This is a genomic window from Kitasatospora sp. NPDC002040 (assembly GCF_040296785.1).
Classification (GTDB): Bacteria; Actinomycetota; Actinomycetes; order Streptomycetales; family Streptomycetaceae; genus Kitasatospora.
In genome coordinates this window covers 23394-38944 of sequence record NZ_JBEOXV010000005.1, presented here as the reverse complement: position 1 = coordinate 38944, position 15551 = coordinate 23394, and the positions used below count along the sequence as shown (strand labels likewise).

Annotated in this window: 14 protein-coding genes; 8 read left to right on the top strand and 6 right to left on the bottom strand. The window is 72.8% G+C overall.

Going from position 1 to position 15551, the window contains the following annotated elements; genetic code table 11:
- Window positions 1-9: 9 nt before the first annotated feature.
- Window positions 10-906, bottom strand: coding sequence for a transketolase family protein (locus ABT118_RS15415; RefSeq protein WP_350668695.1), 897 nt, complete (start codon window positions 904-906; stop codon window positions 10-12).
- A gap of 18 nt (window positions 907-924) precedes the next feature.
- Window positions 925-1629, bottom strand: coding sequence for a thiamine pyrophosphate-binding protein (locus tag ABT118_RS15410; protein WP_350668691.1), 705 nt, complete (start codon window positions 1627-1629; stop codon window positions 925-927).
- A 58-nt stretch (window positions 1630-1687) separates the two neighbouring features.
- Here ABT118_RS15410 and soxR point away from each other — a divergent pair, with 58 nt between their 5' ends.
- The 4 genes from soxR (at window position 1688) to ABT118_RS15390 (ending at window position 5914) form a co-directional block, all read left to right on the top strand.
- Entirely contained in the window at window positions 1688-2176 is a 489-nt protein-coding gene (gene soxR, locus ABT118_RS15405) for a redox-sensitive transcriptional activator SoxR (protein ID WP_350668688.1), read from the top strand.
- Between the two features lie 108 nt (window positions 2177-2284).
- Window positions 2285-3139, top strand: a complete 855-nt coding sequence (locus tag ABT118_RS15400; protein ID WP_350668683.1) for an SAM-dependent methyltransferase — start codon at window positions 2285-2287, stop codon at window positions 3137-3139.
- Window positions 3140-3212: 73 nt separating this feature from the next.
- Window positions 3213-5513, top strand: coding sequence for an AbeC-like domain-containing protein (locus tag ABT118_RS15395; protein WP_350668681.1), 2301 nt, complete (start codon window positions 3213-3215; stop codon window positions 5511-5513).
- Between the two features lie 14 nt (window positions 5514-5527).
- Complete coding sequence (locus ABT118_RS15390; RefSeq protein WP_350668679.1) at window positions 5528-5914, top strand: DUF5955 family protein; 387 nt, start codon at window positions 5528-5530, stop codon at window positions 5912-5914.
- Window positions 5915-5921: 7 nt separating this feature from the next.
- On the opposite strand, the gene coaE is transcribed toward ABT118_RS15390, so the two are convergent.
- Together coaE and ABT118_RS15380 are read right to left on the bottom strand one after the other, a co-directional pair.
- Window positions 5922-6515, bottom strand: coding sequence for a dephospho-CoA kinase (gene coaE, locus ABT118_RS15385; RefSeq protein WP_350668677.1), 594 nt, complete (start codon window positions 6513-6515; stop codon window positions 5922-5924).
- A gap of 4 nt (window positions 6516-6519) precedes the next feature.
- Complete coding sequence (locus ABT118_RS15380; RefSeq protein WP_350668674.1) at window positions 6520-7164, bottom strand: MBL fold metallo-hydrolase; 645 nt, start codon at window positions 7162-7164, stop codon at window positions 6520-6522.
- A gap of 62 nt (window positions 7165-7226) precedes the next feature.
- Here ABT118_RS15380 and ABT118_RS15375 point away from each other — a divergent pair, with 62 nt between their 5' ends.
- Together ABT118_RS15375 and ABT118_RS15370 are read left to right on the top strand one after the other, a co-directional pair.
- Window positions 7227-7652, top strand: coding sequence for a MarR family winged helix-turn-helix transcriptional regulator (locus tag ABT118_RS15375; RefSeq protein WP_350668672.1), 426 nt, complete (start codon window positions 7227-7229; stop codon window positions 7650-7652).
- A gap of 86 nt (window positions 7653-7738) precedes the next feature.
- Window positions 7739-7891 (top strand): hypothetical protein, encoded by a 153-nt coding sequence (locus ABT118_RS15370; RefSeq protein ID WP_350668669.1) that lies wholly within the window; start codon window positions 7739-7741, stop codon window positions 7889-7891.
- Here the strand turns inward: ABT118_RS15370 and ABT118_RS15365 are convergent.
- Window positions 7881-10097, bottom strand: coding sequence for an MMPL family transporter (locus ABT118_RS15365; protein ID WP_350668666.1), 2217 nt, complete (start codon window positions 10095-10097; stop codon window positions 7881-7883). The genes ABT118_RS15370 and ABT118_RS15365 overlap by 11 nt on opposite strands.
- A gap of 170 nt (window positions 10098-10267) precedes the next feature.
- Entirely contained in the window at window positions 10268-11752 is a 1485-nt protein-coding gene (rpsA, locus tag ABT118_RS15360) for a 30S ribosomal protein S1 (RefSeq protein ID WP_350668663.1), read from the bottom strand.
- Between the two features lie 418 nt (window positions 11753-12170).
- On the opposite strand from rpsA, the gene ABT118_RS15355 reads away from it, so the two are divergent.
- The gene (locus ABT118_RS15355; protein WP_350668662.1) at window positions 12171-13043 is read left to right on the top strand and encodes a class I SAM-dependent methyltransferase; all 873 of its coding nucleotides are present in this window, start codon (window positions 12171-12173) and stop codon (window positions 13041-13043) included.
- A 3-nt stretch (window positions 13044-13046) separates the two neighbouring features.
- Entirely contained in the window at window positions 13047-15542 is a 2496-nt protein-coding gene (hrpB, locus tag ABT118_RS15350) for an ATP-dependent helicase HrpB (RefSeq protein ID WP_350668660.1), read from the top strand.
- Window positions 15543-15551: the final 9 nt, after the last annotated feature.

Sequence of the window (15551 nt, the reverse complement as noted above, 5' to 3'; positions counted from 1 at the left end):
GCACCGGTCTCACCACAGGTACGAGGTGATCCGCTCCCGCAGCCCCGCCTCGTCCAGCCCGTAGGCGGCCAGGTGCTCGGCGATGGAGCCGTAGTGGCGGTGCTCCTCCTTGGGGACGCCCAGGCCGAGCACCCGGTGCGGGACGGCTTCGAGGGCCTGGTTGACCTCGCCGGCCGAGGTGCCGGCGAGGTAGGGCTCGACCAGGACCACGTTGGCCGGGTCGTCGCCGACGGCGGCTCGCAGGCCGGCCCGGTCGAACGGCCGCACGGTGGCCGCGTACAGCACCGTCACGTCCAGCCCCTCGGTGGCCGCCAGCACGGCGTCCAGCATCGGGCCGACCGCCAGCACCACCCCCCGCCGCCCCTGGCGCAGCGTCAGGAAGCGCCCGGGGGCGACCGGCTGGGCGGTGGCGTTCTGGTGCGCCGACAGCCGGAGGTAGACCTTCTCGTCGCCGTCCGCCGCCGCGTGCCGCAGCAGCCGCTCGGCCTCGTCCGGGTGTCCGGGGACGTGGACGGTCCAGCCGGGCAGGGTGTCCAGCAGGGCCACGTCCCCAGGAGCCATGTGGGTCCGGCCCCCGGCCGGCCAGTCGTACGAGCCGGCCGCGCTGACCAGGACCGCGCCGACACCCTGGTGGCCGAGGTCCAACTTGACCTGCTCGAACGGGCGTTCCACCAGGAAGCTGGCGAAGGTGTGGGCGATCGGCCGGATGCCGGTCAGCGCCAGGCCGCCCGCCACGCCGATCAGCAGCTGTTCGCGGATCCCGACGTTGACCACCCGGTCGGGGTGGCGGTCCCGGGCGGCCCGGAAGCCGTCGGCGCCGATGTCGGCCAGTACCACCGCCAACCTCGGGTCCCGGTCCAGCAGTTCGGTGGTGACGGCGGCGAATCGCTCGCGCATGGTGTCCATGGTGTGTTGCTCCCCCACTCAGTTCTTCGGCTCGACCCGGGCGACCACGACGTGCGGCCGGCCCTCGTGCGGCATGGTGAACGCCTCGTACAGTGCCTGGTGGTCCCGCCCGTCCACGGTGGCGGCCGACCAGCCCGCGCCCTCGAACCTGGCCGCGATCCCGCCCGACCAGCCGAGGCTGGCCGAGGAGTTGTCGATCACCACGGTGTGCAGCCGGTCCAGCCCGTACGCCCCGGCGAAGGCGACCGCCTCGTGGTTGCTGCCCTCGTCGAACTCCGCGTCGCCGATCAGCACCCAGACCGCCGGGTCGGTCAGGCCCTGGGCCTGCAGGCCGAGCGCGGTGCCGACCGCCAGCGGCAGGCCGTGGCCGAGCGAACCCGATCCGATCTCCGCCCCGGGCACCAGCAGCCGGTCCGGGTGGTGGCCGAGCGGCGAGTCGTACCCGCCGAAGCTCGCCAGCACCTCCGGGTCGAGGAAGCCCTTGGCGGCCAGCACGGCGTAGTAGGCCATCGGGCCGTGGCCCTTGGAGAGCAGGAAGCGGTCCCGGTCCGGCGCGGCCGCGGTCTCCGGGCCGACCCGGAGCACCCGGTCGTAGAGCACCCAGATCGTGTCCAGGGTGGAGGTGGCGGCGGGGCCGTGCTTCTCGTCCCCGGTCATCCGGGCCATCAGCCCGGCCAGGTCGCCGAACGCGTACTGCTGCGGTGTGATCGCTGCGGTGGTCATGGGAGAGATCGTGCAACTTGAAGCCGACTTCAAGTCAAGCCCGGTATCGTTCCGCACCGTGACACTCTCCCGGCACGACCTGCTCACCATCGGTCAGCTCGCCGAGCGCAGCGGCATGGCCACCTCCGCACTGCGCTACTACGAGAAGCTCGGGCTGATCGACGCCGAGCGAACCACCGGCGGCCAGCGCAGGTACCCGCGCGCCACCCTGCGCCGGGTCGCCTTCATCCGGGCCGCCCAGCGGGTCGGCCTCTCGCTGGACGAGGCCCGCACCGCCCTCGACCGCCTCCCCGGCGACCGCGCGCCGAGCAGCCAGGAGTGGAGCACGGTGGCCGAGTCCTGGCAGGCCAGGATCGACCAACAGATCGCCGAGCTGGAGCGACTCAAGCAGAAGCTCACCGGCTGCATCGGCTGCGGCTGCCTGTCGCTCTCCCGCTGCGCCCTCTACAACGCGGGCGACCGCGCCGCCGCCGCCGGGCCCGGCGCCCGCTATCTCCTCACCCGCGATCCGGCCACCGGGCCGGAGCGGCCCACCGACGGCCCCTGATCCATCTATGCTGCCTCTCGACACTTCTCGTCGACGGATCTCGTCGACGCATCCTGTCGACACATCTCGGCACCCGGCCGATGCGAACAGCCACGGGGGAGAACAGACATGACCGAGCATCAGGACGTCTCGCTGGACTGGATGTCGAGCGACCAGGACGAACTCCGTCCGCCGACCGACCTGCGCCCGGAGATACCGCACCCGGCCCGGATGTACGACTACTACCTGGGCGGCAAGGACAACTTCCCGGCCGACCGGGAGGCCGCCGAGAAGATCATCTCGCTCAGCCCGCTGGTCCGGATCAGTGCCCTCGCCAACCGCTCCTTCCTCCAGCGCGCCGTCCGCCACCTGGCCGCCGAGCACGGCATCCGCCAGTTCCTGGACATCGGCACCGGCATCCCCACCGCCGGCAACACCCACGAGATCGCCCAGCAGGTGCACCCCGACGCCCGGGTGGCGTACCTCGACAACGACCCGATCGTGCTGGTGCACAGCCGTGCGCTGCTCGCCGGCGCCGGGGTCGGCAACGCCACCGTGGTCCAGGCCGACCTGCGCGACCCGGCGGCCATCCTGGACAACCCCGAGGTCCGCAAGGTGATCGACTTCGGCCAGCCGGTCGCCCTGCTGCTCTTCGCGGTGCTGCACTTCATCGACGAGAGCGACGACCCGAAGGCGATCGTCCGCCGCCTGCTGGACGCGCTGCCCTCGGGCAGCTTCCTCGCCCTCTCGCACGCCACCGCCGACTTCACCGACCCGGACCAGGCGGCCAAGGGCCCCGCCGTCTACAAGGCCGCCACCGCCCAACTGACCTTCCGCAGCAAGGCCCAGGTCACCGGCTTCTTCGACGGCCTGGAGCTGCTGGAGCCCGGCGTGGTCACCGCCCCCCACTGGCACCCGGACCAGGAGCCGCAGAGCAGCGACTCCGAGGTCGCGATCTGGGCCGCAGTGGGGCGCAAGGCCTGACAGTCCGTCATATCCCTGACAGGGCTTCCCCCGAGGCGTAGGGTGCTCGGCACCGGAAGCGCTGGGGGGTGCGATGGAACTGGGCCTCGCCGTAACGAAGTCGGCTCGACGCCGACTGTTCGCGGTCTGTCTGGCACTGATCGTGCTGGGCAGTCCGTGGGTCCAGACCTGGTTACTGGACCGGCGCGCGCTGAAGAACCAGACCCTGGACTGGCTGTGGCGCCAGCTCCTGGCGGCGAACTGGTGGGTCACGGGGGACCGGGCCGACCTGGTCTGGTCCTTCAGCCAACTCGCCGGCACCGTCACCTTCCTGGGCGCCCTGCTGTTGCTGACCCCCCGGCTGGTGCCGCTGAACCGGGGCCGGCCCGCTCTGCTGATCGGCTGCCTCGGCACCGGAGCGGTGGCGGGCCTGCTGTCGGCGCTGCCGATCTGGGTCATCCTGTGGCAGGGCGACCGGCTGCACGGCCTGTACCTCAGCCCCGACCAGGAGTTCGTGCGACAGACCACCGTCGGCCTGACCTTCGGCATGTTCACCGGGCTCCTCCTCACCGCCGTCCTGTACTCCCTGGCCGCCCCCGCGCCGGGCACCCCGCCGACCACCGGGCGGGCCGCCCGCAAGCGTGAACGGAGCACCGCCATGGCCGAGTACCAGCGCCCGAACTCCACCCCGCTGGGCAGCGTGCCGGGCGACGTGACCCGGTACCTCAGCGCGGCCGCCTACACCGATCCGGCCTTCGCCCGGCTGGTGGTCGAGCAGTTGGTCGCCGACGAGTTCGGCGCCGTCGCCTCCTCACCCGGTCTCGACCTGGTCCCGGTGGCCCGGCACAGCCTGGCCGCCCGGGTCCTGCGGCAGAAGCGGGACCTGGCGCTGGCAGCGGTGCTCGGGGTGCTGCTGCTGGCGGCACCGCTCTGGCTGCTGCCCGCCTGGCTGGGCCTGCGGATGCTCACCGCAGCCGCCCGGGACGCCCGGGGCGACCAGGTCGCCCGCGGCCGCAGCCAGGCCACCGCGCCGGGTGTGCCCGGGCGGCTGATCGGCATCACGACGCTGCTGGCCGTCAAGTGGTTCGCCCTCGCCGTGGTGCTGTCCCTGCTGTCGCCACCCGGGGTCGTGGCCTGGCTGCTCGGCTCCTACCTGTACGCCGTCCCGGCCTCCGTCCTCACCCTGCTCGTCCTGGTGACCGCCTACCTGCTGACGGCCCGTCACTCGCTGGAGGTCGACGCCCGGCTGCGCGGACAGCTCCGCCGGGAGGTGTTCCGCCCGGACGCCCCGGTCTCGCCGGTCGGCCCGAACTGGGTGCCGGACCGGCTCCGCACCGTCGCGCAGGCGCAGCAGGGCAATCTCACCGTCTACAGCGGCTTCAACCCGTTCATCGGCTTCGCCGGCTCCTACAAGGACTGGAAGCTCGCCGTCCCGCTGCTGCCGCCGGTCGCCCTGGGCCACAGCCCGGGCCCGGTGACCGAGTTCGACGTCTGGGACGTCCTGACCGAGGTCCGCCGACGGCTGCGCGACACCTCGGCCCGGCACTCGGCCGACCGGCCGGAGAGCCCCCAGGCGGACCTCTCCGACCTGGTCCTGAAGGACCGCGTGTTCGCCAACGGCGCCGCCCTGGCGGGGGACGGCGACATCCTCGCCGAGGACCGCCTCTCCCCCGCCGTGGAGCTGACCCCGGACCAGGTCCGGCGGATCGCGCTGCACCCGGACGGGGTGGTGCGGCACTACCTGGGCGCCCATCTGCCGCTCTGGGGCGACGACGTGGTGCCGAGCATGTTCCTGCACATGTCCACCAACGGGAAGACCCTGCACATCCAGGCCGAACTGCGCATCCTGGCACCGGTGCACGCGAGGTACCACGCGATCGACCAGCTGCCGGCCACCCTCAGCACCGGTCGGCGCGGCGTGCTGCGGCTCGCCGCGCTGGAGCAAACCGGCCGGGCGCTGTTCGGGGCGCCCCGGGCCGCGCTGGACTACCTGACCTTCGGCAGCCGGCGCCGGAAGCGGCAGCTGCGCGAGCTGGTGGCGATCGAGGAGGACCCGACCTTCGACTACGGCGCCCAGCTGAGCATCCGCGAGCACGCCAGTGACGGGAACTACCAGAACTACTTCCAACGGGTCGACTCCGAGCGGGCGTTCGCCACCCTCACCGAGCACACCCTGGCCGCGATCCGGGAGTTCCTGGAGGCACACGGCGTGGACACCGCGGACCTGCGCAAGCAGCAGCAGTCCATCCTCAACCACGGTGTCATCCAGCAGGGCGGCATCAGCGTGGTCGCCAACCAGGCGGTCGGCCAGTACTCCACCGCGAACAGCGCACCCACCGTGCCGCCGCAGAGCGGCCCGCCCGTTCCCGCCCCGGCACCGAGCAAGACGTCGTAACGGAGGAGCAGTCGATGACGAACGAACCCGTGGCCAACCACGGCGTCCAGCAGTTCGGCGGCCACAGCCAGGTCGGCAACCAGGCGATCGGCCAGCACGCCCGCGCGGTCAGCGGCCCGGTCGGCTTCCAGCAGCTGGCCGTCGACCACCAGGCCCTGGCGGTCGAACTGCTCGGCACCGTCGAGCGGTTGCTGGCCGAGCACCGGGCGGCGCTGCCGGACGGCGACACCCCGCAGCTCGAAGTACGACGCTTGCGCGAGGAGTTGGCCGAGGAGAGCCCCGAGCCCGGCGTGCTGCGCCGGGCCCTGGACCGGCTGACCGCGATCGCCGCCCCGGTAGCGCCGCTGGCCGTCGCGGTGGCCGAACTGACCACCGCCGTCCGGGGCATGCTCGGCAACTAGGGCAGGCCTACGCCCGCTTCTGCAGCTTCTCCCAGACGTCCTGGACCCGGGGCGCGAGTTCGGCCAGCGAGCCGCTGTTGTCGATCACCAGGTCGGCGATCGCCAGCCTGGTCTCCCGGTCGGCCTGGGCGGCCATCCGGGATCTGGCCTCGGCCTCGGTCATACCGCGCAGGCGGACCAGCCGGTCGATCCGGACCTGGTCGCTCGCGTCCACCACGATCACCTGGTCGTAGAGCGGCGCGAGCCCGTTCTCCGCCAGCAGCGGGACGTCGTGCACCACCACGTCCCGCTCCCCGGCGGCCGCCTCAAGCTCGGCGGACCTGGCCCGGACCAGCGGGTGCACGATCGCGTTCAGCGCCGCCAGCCGCTCCGGGTCCGCGAAGACCAGCGCACCGAGCGCGGGCCGGTCCAGCGAACCGTCCGGCTGCAGTACCGAAGGCCCGAACTCGGCCGCCACGGCGCGCAGTCCGGCCGTCCCGGGGGCCACCACCTCACGGGCGATCAGGTCGGAGTCCACGATCACCGCGCCCAGCGCCGCCAGTTGGCGCGAGACCTCGCTCTTGCCCGCGCCGATCCCGCCCGTCAGTCCGATCCTCAGCATGGCGTCAGGCTACCGCCCCGCCGAGATCGAGCTGCTCACCGGGCACGGGCTGCACGATCTCGGCCTCCACGTTGCCGCCGATCAGCCGCCCGTGAATGGCCAGACCGGCCTGGCTGAGCACCGCCTCGTGCACCGCGACCGCCCGCCGGGGCGCCACCTCCCGGACGTACTCGACCAGTTCGGAGACCTTGGACCAGGGGGCGGCGATCGGCAGCAACAGCGTCTCCACCGGCTGCGGCGGCAGGGTCAGCGCGTCACCGGGGTGGAACAGCCGGCCGTCCAGCAGGAAGCCGATGTTGGTGACCCGGGGGATGTCGGGGTGGATCACGGCGTGCCACTCGCCGTGCACGCTCACGCCGAGGCCGTTCACCTCGAAGGCGTCGCCCTCCCCCACCACCTGCACCCGGCCGCCGAGCCCCGCCAGTTGCCCGGCCACCGAGCGGTTGGCCCAGATCCGCAGCCCCGGGTCGGCCGCCACCGCCGCCCGCAGCCGGTCCTCCACGAAGTGGTCGAAGTGCTCATGGGTGATCAGGACGGCGTCCGCACCGCGCAGCGCGTCCTCCTCGGTGAACGCCCCGGGGTCGATCACCACCGTGGCCCGGTCGGTCTCGACGCGTACACAGGCATGCCCGAACTTGGTGAGTCGCATGGTCGAAACTGTACAGCAGAACTGTACAGTTCTGCTGTACGAAATCCCGATAGACTGCCCCCATGAGCACTCCTGGCCCGCCCGACCCGCTGGATCTCGCCGCCGAGCTCCGCACCGCCATCGGCACCCTGGTCCGCCGCCTGCGGGTCGACGACGAGCTGCCGCAGAACCAGGCCGCCGTGCTCGGGTGGCTGGTCCGGGAGGGTCCGCACACCACCGCCGAGCTCGCCGAGCGCCAGCGCGTCCGGCACCAGTCGATGGCCCGCACCGTGGCCCTGCTCACCGAGGCCGGGCTGGTCGAGCAGCAGCGCCACGCCACCGACGGCCGCAAGGTGCTGAACGCCGCCACCGCCGACGGCACCGCCGCCCTGCACGCCCAGCGCACCCGCCGGGAGCGGGAGATGGCCGCCGCGATCGCGGCCCGCCTCACCCCGGCCGAGCAGCAGCGACTGCGGGACGGCATCGCCCTGCTCCGCCGGCTCGCCTGATCCGCCGTACGGATGACGGGGCCATTCCCTCCGGCGGGCGGGCGCGTTGAGCAGGTCGCTCCGTACCGTCCCGAAGGGAACCCGCCATGAAGCTCACCAAGACCAAGTTCGCCGTCCTGCTGCTGGCCGCCGTCGGCAGCCTGCTGCTGGCCACCGCCGGTCAGGCCTCGGCCTGCGACGCGCTCGGCGGCCTGGCCGCGCTCAACGGCGACTTCGGCAACAGCTGCCTCAGCCGCTGACGGCGACCGGCTCCCGGTCCTCGGCCCGCTGCGCCGGGACGACCGCGGCCGGGATCGGCGGCAGCGCGACGTGCTCGGTCAGCCCGATCCGCCGGTGCAGCCGCCGCAGCGGCCCGGGCGCCCACCAGTTGAACTCGCCGAACAGCGTCATGGCGGCCGGCACCAGCAGGCAGCGCACCAGGGTCGCGTCCACCGCGACGGCCACCGCCAGCGCGATGCCCATCTCCTTGACCATCAGCATCTGCCCCGCCGCGAACCCGGCGAAGACGATCACCATCAGCAGCCCGGCCGAGGTGATGATCCGTCCGCTCCGCTGCAGCCCGAGCTCCACCGAGCGGGAACAGCTGTACCCCTCGTCCCGCAGTTCCTTGATCCGGGCCAGCAGGAAGACCTCGTAGTCCATCGAGAGGCCGAACGCGAAGGCGAACACCAGCACGGGTATGAAGGTCTCCAGCCCGCCGGTCGGCGTGAAGCCGAGCAGCCCGCTGAAGTACCCGTGCTGGAACACCAGGGTGAGCGCGCCGAGCGAGGCGCCCAGCGAGAGCAGGTTCATCAGCAGCGCCTTGACCGGCATCACCACCGAACCGGTCATCAGGAAGAGCAGCACCAGCGTCCCGACCGCGACCAGCGCCAGCGCCCACGGGCCCCGGGTGGCGATCTCGTGCTGGAAGTCGACCACCGAGGCGGCGTCACCGGTCACGTGCGTGGTCAGCCCGCCCCGCTGCTCGCGGAGCTCGTCCACCACCTGCTTGGCCCCGCTGCCCTGCGGGTCCCCGGCGACCAGCACCTCGACGGTGCTCAGCCCGGGCGAGACCGGGGTGACGGCCCGGACGCCGGTGACGCCGGGCAGCTTGGAGACCACCTGGTCGGCGTACTGTCGGGCCTCGGCCTCCCCGGCCTCGACCACGACGGTGACCGGTGCGGCGGCCAGCTGCGGGAAGCGCTGGTCGATCGTCTCGGCGACCTGACGGCCGGCCGAGGAGCTCGGCAGCACCGAGGCGCCCGAGCTGCGCCAGTCCGAGCCGAGGAAGGGCGCGCCCGCGGCCATCAGCAGGGCGACGCAGATCAGCACCACCGGAATCGCGCGGCGCTGGACCCGACGGACCGTCCGGGCGAAGAAGCCGTCGTCCGACACCGGCGCGGTGGGGGTCCTGACCCGGTGTCCGACGAAGCCGAGCAGCGCGGGAATCAGGGTGAGCGCCGCCGCGACGGCGATCACCACCACGCTCACGCCCGCCACCGCGACCGCCCGGAAGACCGGGCTGGTGAAGACGAAGAGTCCGGCGAGGGCGACCGCGACGGTCAGGCCGGAGAAGGCGACCGTCCGGCCCGCCGTGGCGGCGGTCCGCTCGACGGCGGCGGCGATCCCGGCCCCGTGCCCGCGCTCCTCGCGGAAGCGGTTGACCATCAGCAGCGCGTAGTCGATCGAGAGTCCGAGCCCGAGCACGGTGGCGATCGGCAGCACGCTGGTGTCGATGTCCATCAGTTGGCTGAATCCGAACATCGCCAGCAGGGCCCCGCCCACCGAGGCGACCGCGCCGATCACCGGAAGGCTCGCGGCGGCGAAACCGCCGAAGACCAGCACCATCACCAGCAGCGTCAACGGGAGCGTGACGATCTCACCGAAACGGGTGTCCCGCTCGGTCTGGTCCTTGACCTCCTGCTCGACCACCAGGTCCCCGCCGACGGTGACGTGCGCACCGGGGGCCTGGATCGAGGACAGCCCGGAGGTGACGGCCTTCAGCTGGGCGTCGGTGCTGCCGTCGGCCATCCGCACCGAGACCAGGCTCGCGTTGCCGTCGGTCGAGGTCAGCGCGCCGTTGCTGCCGTACGTGTCGGAGACCGAGGCCACCCCGGGCAGCGCGGCGATCCCGGCGGTGGCGGAGGTGACGGCGGACCTGACGGCCGGATCGGTCACCGCGGCGCCGTCCACGACGGCGGTCACCGTGCCCCGGGCGGGATCGGCGGCGGCCACCACGGCGGTGCCGCGGGCCGACTCGGAGCCGCCGGCCGCGGTGTTGGAGACGCTCCCCTCGAACACCTTGCCACCGATCAGCACCCCGAGCAGCAGCACCCCGACCCAGAGGCCGAGCACCCAGCGCCGGTGGCGGTGGCAGAACCGGCCGAGGGCCGCGAGCCGTCCGCCGACCTGAGGTCCGGCGGGCTGGGGGGAGGTGGGCGATGCCGCAGTGAGGGTGGTGCGCATAGGTGCGTAACCTTTCGGGCAGTTCCCCTCAAAGCTAGGTGTAAACACACCAATGCCCTATACCTCCGGCCGGAGTTCCATCTCACACGGGCGGACACGAACGAACCCCCCGTCCCGGGAACCGGGACGGGGGGTTCGTCAGTGACTAACCCTCAGTGATGAGGATGAGATCAGCTCTGGCCACCGGCCAGCTTCTCGCGCAGGGCGGCGAGCGCCTCGTCCGAAGCGAGAGCGCCGGAGCCCTCGTCGCTGCTGGAGGAGTACGAGCCACCGGCAGCGGCGACAACGGCCTCGCCACTCTCGGCAGCGGCCTCGGCATCGGCCTCACGGCTCTTGATGACCTGGGCCTGGTGGGCCTCGAAGCGGGTCTGCGCCTCGGCGTACTGGCGCTCCCACTCCTCCCGCTGCTTCTCGAAGCCCTCGAGCCAGTCGTTGGCCTCGGGGTCGAAGCCCTCGGGGTAGATGTAGTTGCCCGCGTCGTCGTACGAGGCAGCCATGCCGTACAGGGTCGGGTCGAACTCGGCCGCGGCGGCGTCGCCACCGAGGGCCTCGTTCGCCTGCTTCAGCGACAGGCTGATCCGGCGACGCTCGAGGTCGATGTCGATGACCTTGACGAAGATCTCGTCGCCGACCTGGACGACCTGCTCCGGGATCTCCACGTGGCGCTCGGCCAGCTCGGAGATGTGGACCAGGCCCTCGATGCCCTCGTCGACGCGCACGAACGCACCGAACGGAACGAGCTTGGTGACCTTACCGGGGACGACCTGACCGATCTGGTGCGTCCGGGCGAACTGCTGCCACGGGTCCTCCTGGGTCGCCTTCAGCGACAGGGAGACGCGCTCGCGGTCCATGTCAACGTCGAGAACCTCGACGGTGACCTCCTGGCCGACCTCGACAACCTCGGACGGGTGGTCGATGTGCTTCCAGGACAGCTCGGAGACGTGCACGAGACCGTCGACGCCACCCAGGTCCACGAAGGCACCGAAGTTGACGATCGAGGAGACGACGCCGGAGCGCACCTGACCCTTCTGGAGGGTGGTGAGGAAGGTCTGGCGGACCTCGCTCTGGGTCTGCTCGAGCCAGGCACGGCGGGACAGGACCACGTTGTTGCGGTTCTTGTCCAGCTCGATGATCTTGGCCTCGAGCTCCTTGCCCACGTAGGGCTGGAGGTCGCGGACGCGGCGCATCTCGACGAGCGAGGCCGGCAGGAAGCCACGGAGGCCGATGTCGAGGATGAGACCACCCTTGACGACCTCGATGACGGTACCGGTGACGATCCCGTCCTCTTCCTTGATCTTCTCGATCGTGCCCCAGGCGCGCTCGTACTGAGCCCGCTTCTTGGACAGGATCAGACGACCCTCCTTGTCCTCCTTCTGGAGAACCAGGGCCTCGATCTCGTCGCCGACCTTGACGACCTCGTGCGGGTCAACGTCGTGCTTGATCGAGAGCTCGCGGGAGGGAATGACACCCTCGGTCTTGTAACCGATGTCGAGGAGAACCTCGTCACGGTCGACCTTCACGATGATGCCCTCGACGATGTCGCCATCGTTGAAGTACTTGATGGTCTCGTCGATCGCGGCGAGGAACGCTTCCGCGTCGCCGATGTCATTGATCGCGACCTGCGGGGTGGTGCTGACAGAGGTGTCGGTCGTCATTAGGAAAAGGGCTCCGGTACGGACAAGAAGTCGTAGGTAATGCCACGCGGAGGGCCCGTATCGCTCCCACCGAAAGCCGGACAGCCAAGAAAACGGCCCACCATTTTGGTTACCCAAGAGGTGTCCGCCGTCTTGCGACCGTGGGGTCTTCGACAGATGCGAGCGCGACCTGCTCCGTCCGAGGCGCGCAGGCCCGCAGCGCAACTTGTAGCATACGGGGACAGCCGGGCACGGTCAACGTCAAGAGCGACGAGACGGTGGAGGCCGGGATGGATCAGGCCATATCCTCCGATTGCGCATCTCACGACGGCAACCGCAGGGGCCTCTCCCCGGATGCCACCGTCACGATCCGGTACCTTGCGGCTCCGGTTTCGCGACAGCAGCGCTTCCGCAGTCCATACCCTACGCGACGGGCTCTATGACCTTGGCCACCACCCCCGCCTTCGACCCGGACGATCTTGCTCCCGCCGACCTCCCGGAGGAGGAACTGGACGACGCCCTGCGGCGGGACGCCGAGGCCGGTGAGTCCAGCCGGGCCAGCCGGCTCTGGTGGGACCGGAACGCCGACGAGTACCAGGACGAGCACGGCGAGTTCCTCGGCGACGACCGCTTCACCTGGTGCCCCGAGGGCCTGGACGAGACCGAGGCCGGGCTGCTCGGCCCGGCCGGGTCGCTGAAGGGTCTGCAGGTGCTGGAGATCGGCTCCGGCGCCGCCCAGTGCTCGCGCTGGCTGGCCGCCCAGGGCGCCCGGCCGGTCGCGCTGGACATCTCCTACCGCCAGCTCCAGCACTCCCGCCGGATCGACCTCGGCCGGGGCGTCGAGCCGATCGCGGTGGTCCAGGCGGACGCGTCGGTGCTGCCGTTCGCGGACGGCTCGTTCGACCTGGCCTGCTCGGCGTACGGGGCGGTGCCGTTCAGTGCGGACACCGCCGCGCTGATGCGCGAGGTGCACCGGGTGCTCCGCCCGGGCGCCCGCTGGGTCTTCTCGGTCACCCACCCGATCCGCTGGGCCTTCCCGGACGAGCCGGGCGAGGAGGGGCTGACCGCCACCTCCTCCTACTTCGACCGCACCCCGTACGTCGAGCAGGACGCCGAGGGGCGGGCCACCTACGTCGAGCACCACCGGACCCTCGGGGACCGGGTGCGCGAGCTGGTCGGAGCGGGCTTCCGGCTGCTGGACCTGGTCGAGCCGGAGTGGCCGGAGGAGCTGGAGCAGGAGTGGGGCGGCTGGAGCCCGCTGCGCGGGCAGCACTTCCCCGGGACCGCGATCTTCGTGGCGGAGCGGGGCTGACGCGTGCGCTCCGTCGGGCTCGAACTGCCGGTCCGTACCGCCGTGCCCGCGCTGCAGCGGGCGCTCGACTCGGCCGGGGTCGCCGTGCTGGCGGCGCCGCCGGGCACCGGGAAGACCACGCTGGTGCCGCTCGCCCTGGCCGGGCTGGTGAACGCCCTGCCGGGGCCGGCCCGGCGGGTGCTGGTGGCCGAACCGCGCCGGCTCGCGGTCCGGGCCGCCGCGCGGCGGATGGCCTGGCTGCTCGGCGGCGCGGTCGGCGAGCAGGTCGGCCTGACCGTGCGCGGGGAGCGGCGGGCCGGGCCCGACACCGTGGTCGAGGTGGTCACCACCGGCGTGCTGCTGCAACGGCTCCAGCGGGACCAGGAGTTGACCGGGGTCGACGTGGTGGTGCTGGACGAGTGCCACGAACGCCACCTGGACGCCGACACCGCGCTGGCCTTCCTGCTGGACGTCCGGGCCACCCTGCGGCCGGAGCTCCGGATCGTCTGCGCCTCGGCCACCTCGGACACCGCCGCCTGGGCCGAACTGCTCGGCGGCGCACCGGTGGTGGAGGCGCACGGGGTCTCGCACCCGGTCGAGGTGGTCTGGGCCCCGCCGCCGCGCGGGGTGAAGCCGCCGCAGGGCACCAGGACCGACCCGCTGCTGCTGGAGCACGTCGCGGGCACGGTCCGGCGGGCGCTGGCCGAGCGGGACGGGGACGTGCTCTGCTTCCTCCCCGGGGTCGGTGAGATCACCCGGGTGGCCGGGCAGTTGGGCGGCTCCGTGCAGGTGCTGCAGCTGCACGGGCAGGCGCCGCAGGCGGTGCAGGACGCCGCGCTGGCCGCCGGTACCGGGCGGCGGGTGATCCTGGCGACCTCGGTCGCGGAGTCCTCGCTGACCGTCCCCGGCGTCCGGGTCGTGGTCGACTCCGGGCTGGCCCGGGAGCCGCGCACCGACCACGCCCGCGGGCTGGCCGGACTGGTCACCGTACGGGCCTCGCTGGCCGCTGGGCGGCAGCGGGCGGGGCGGGCCGGACGGGAGGCGCCCGGGGTGGTGTACCGCTGCTGGGCCGAGGCGGAGGACGCGCTCGCGGCGCGGTTCCCGACGCCCGAGATCGCCCAGGCCGAGCTGAGCTCGTTCGCGCTGCAGGCAGCCTGCTGGGGCGATCCGGACGCGACCGGCCTCGCCCTGCCGGACCGGCCGCCGGGCGGGGCGATGGCCGCCGCCCGGCAGGTGCTGGTCGGGCTCGGCGCGGTCGAGCCCGACGGCCGGGCCACCGCACGCGGGCAGCGGATCGTCCGCAGCGGGCTGCACCCCCGGCTGGCGCGCGCCCTGCTGGACGGCGCCGAGCTGGTCGGCGCGCGCCGGGCGGCCGAGGTGGTCGCGCTGCTCTCCGAGGAGCCGCCCCGCGCCTTCGGCGACGACCTGGCGGAGGTCTGGCGCCGGGTCAGGTCCGGCTCGGAGGACCCGTACGCGCGGCGCTGGAAGGACGAGACCCGGCGGCTGCGCCGCCTCGCCGACGCCCCCGACACCCGGATACCGGACGCCCGGGCCGCCGCCCTGGTGGTCGCGCTGGCCTACCCCGAGCGGGTGGCCCGGGCCCGGAGCACGGACGGCCCCTACCTGATGGCCTCCGGGACGGCCGCCGAGCTGGGCACCGGCTCCCGGCTGGCCGGGACGGAGTGGATCGCGGTGGCCGTGGCGGACCGGCCGGCCGGGTCGCCGTCGGCCCGGGTGCGGCTGGCGGTGGCGCTGGACGAGGAGACCGCCCGAAGGGCCGGTGCGGCCCTGCTGGCGGAGCGCGAGGAGGTCGAATGGTCGGTCCGGCAGCGCGAGTTGACGGCCCGTCGGGTCGCCTCGCTGGGCGCGATCGAGCTGGCGGCGGTGCCGCTGGCCAAGCCGGACCGGTCACTGGTGCGGGCGGCGCTGCTGGACGGGCTGGCCCGGGAAGGCGTGGACGCACTGCTGCGGTGGACCCCGGACGCGCTCTCGCTGCGCGCCCGACTCGCCTTCCTGCACCGGGAGTTGGGCGGCGACTGGCCGGACGTGGGTGCGGTCGCCCTGGCGGACGGCGACTGGCTGGAGCCGGAGCTGTCCCGGGCCCGGCGCCGGGCCGACCTTGAACGGATCGACCTGGTCGGGGCGTTGCAGCGGCTGCTGCCGTGGGCGAGCGGCCAGGCCGGACGGCTGGAGGAGCTGGCGCCGGAGCGGATCACGGTGCCGACCGGTTCGAAGATCCGGGTGGACTACTCAGGGGACCGGCCGGTGCTCGCCGTGAAGCTGCAGGAGCTGTTCGGCTGGCAGGCCGCACCCGCACTGGCCGGCGGGCGGGTGCCGCTGACCGTCCACCTGCTCTCCCCCGCCGGGCGGCCGGCCGCCGTCACCGGCGACCTGGCCACCTTCTGGCGCGAGGGCTACAAGGCCGTCCGGGCCGACCTCCGCGGCCGCTACCCCCGCCACCCCTGGCCCGAGGACCCCGCCACCGCAGCACCGACCCGTCGAGCGAACCCGCGCCGCTGACCCACCAGG

Coding starts and splice junctions, on each gene's coding strand:
- ABT118_RS15390 (WP_350668679.1), top strand. CDS start 5,528: ATGACGAACGAACCCGTGGCCAACCACGGCGTCCAGCAGTTCGGCGGC.
- ABT118_RS15395 (WP_350668681.1), top strand. CDS start 3,213: ATGGAACTGGGCCTCGCCGTAACGAAGTCGGCTCGACGCCGACTGTTC.
- coaE (WP_350668677.1), bottom strand. CDS start 6,515: ATGCTGAGGATCGGACTGACGGGCGGGATCGGCGCGGGCAAGAGCGAG.
- ABT118_RS15365 (WP_350668666.1), bottom strand. CDS start 10,097: ATGCGCACCACCCTCACTGCGGCATCGCCCACCTCCCCCCAGCCCGCC.
- ABT118_RS15370 (WP_350668669.1), top strand. CDS start 7,739: ATGAAGCTCACCAAGACCAAGTTCGCCGTCCTGCTGCTGGCCGCCGTC.
- ABT118_RS15410 (WP_350668691.1), bottom strand. CDS start 1,629: ATGACCACCGCAGCGATCACACCGCAGCAGTACGCGTTCGGCGACCTG.
- ABT118_RS15375 (WP_350668672.1), top strand. CDS start 7,227: ATGAGCACTCCTGGCCCGCCCGACCCGCTGGATCTCGCCGCCGAGCTC.
- rpsA (WP_350668663.1), bottom strand. CDS start 11,752: ATGACGACCGACACCTCTGTCAGCACCACCCCGCAGGTCGCGATCAAT.
- ABT118_RS15415 (WP_350668695.1), bottom strand. CDS start 906: ATGGACACCATGCGCGAGCGATTCGCCGCCGTCACCACCGAACTGCTG.
- ABT118_RS15380 (WP_350668674.1), bottom strand. CDS start 7,164: ATGCGACTCACCAAGTTCGGGCATGCCTGTGTACGCGTCGAGACCGAC.
- ABT118_RS15400 (WP_350668683.1), top strand. CDS start 2,285: ATGACCGAGCATCAGGACGTCTCGCTGGACTGGATGTCGAGCGACCAG.
- ABT118_RS15355 (WP_350668662.1), top strand. CDS start 12,171: ATGACCTTGGCCACCACCCCCGCCTTCGACCCGGACGATCTTGCTCCC.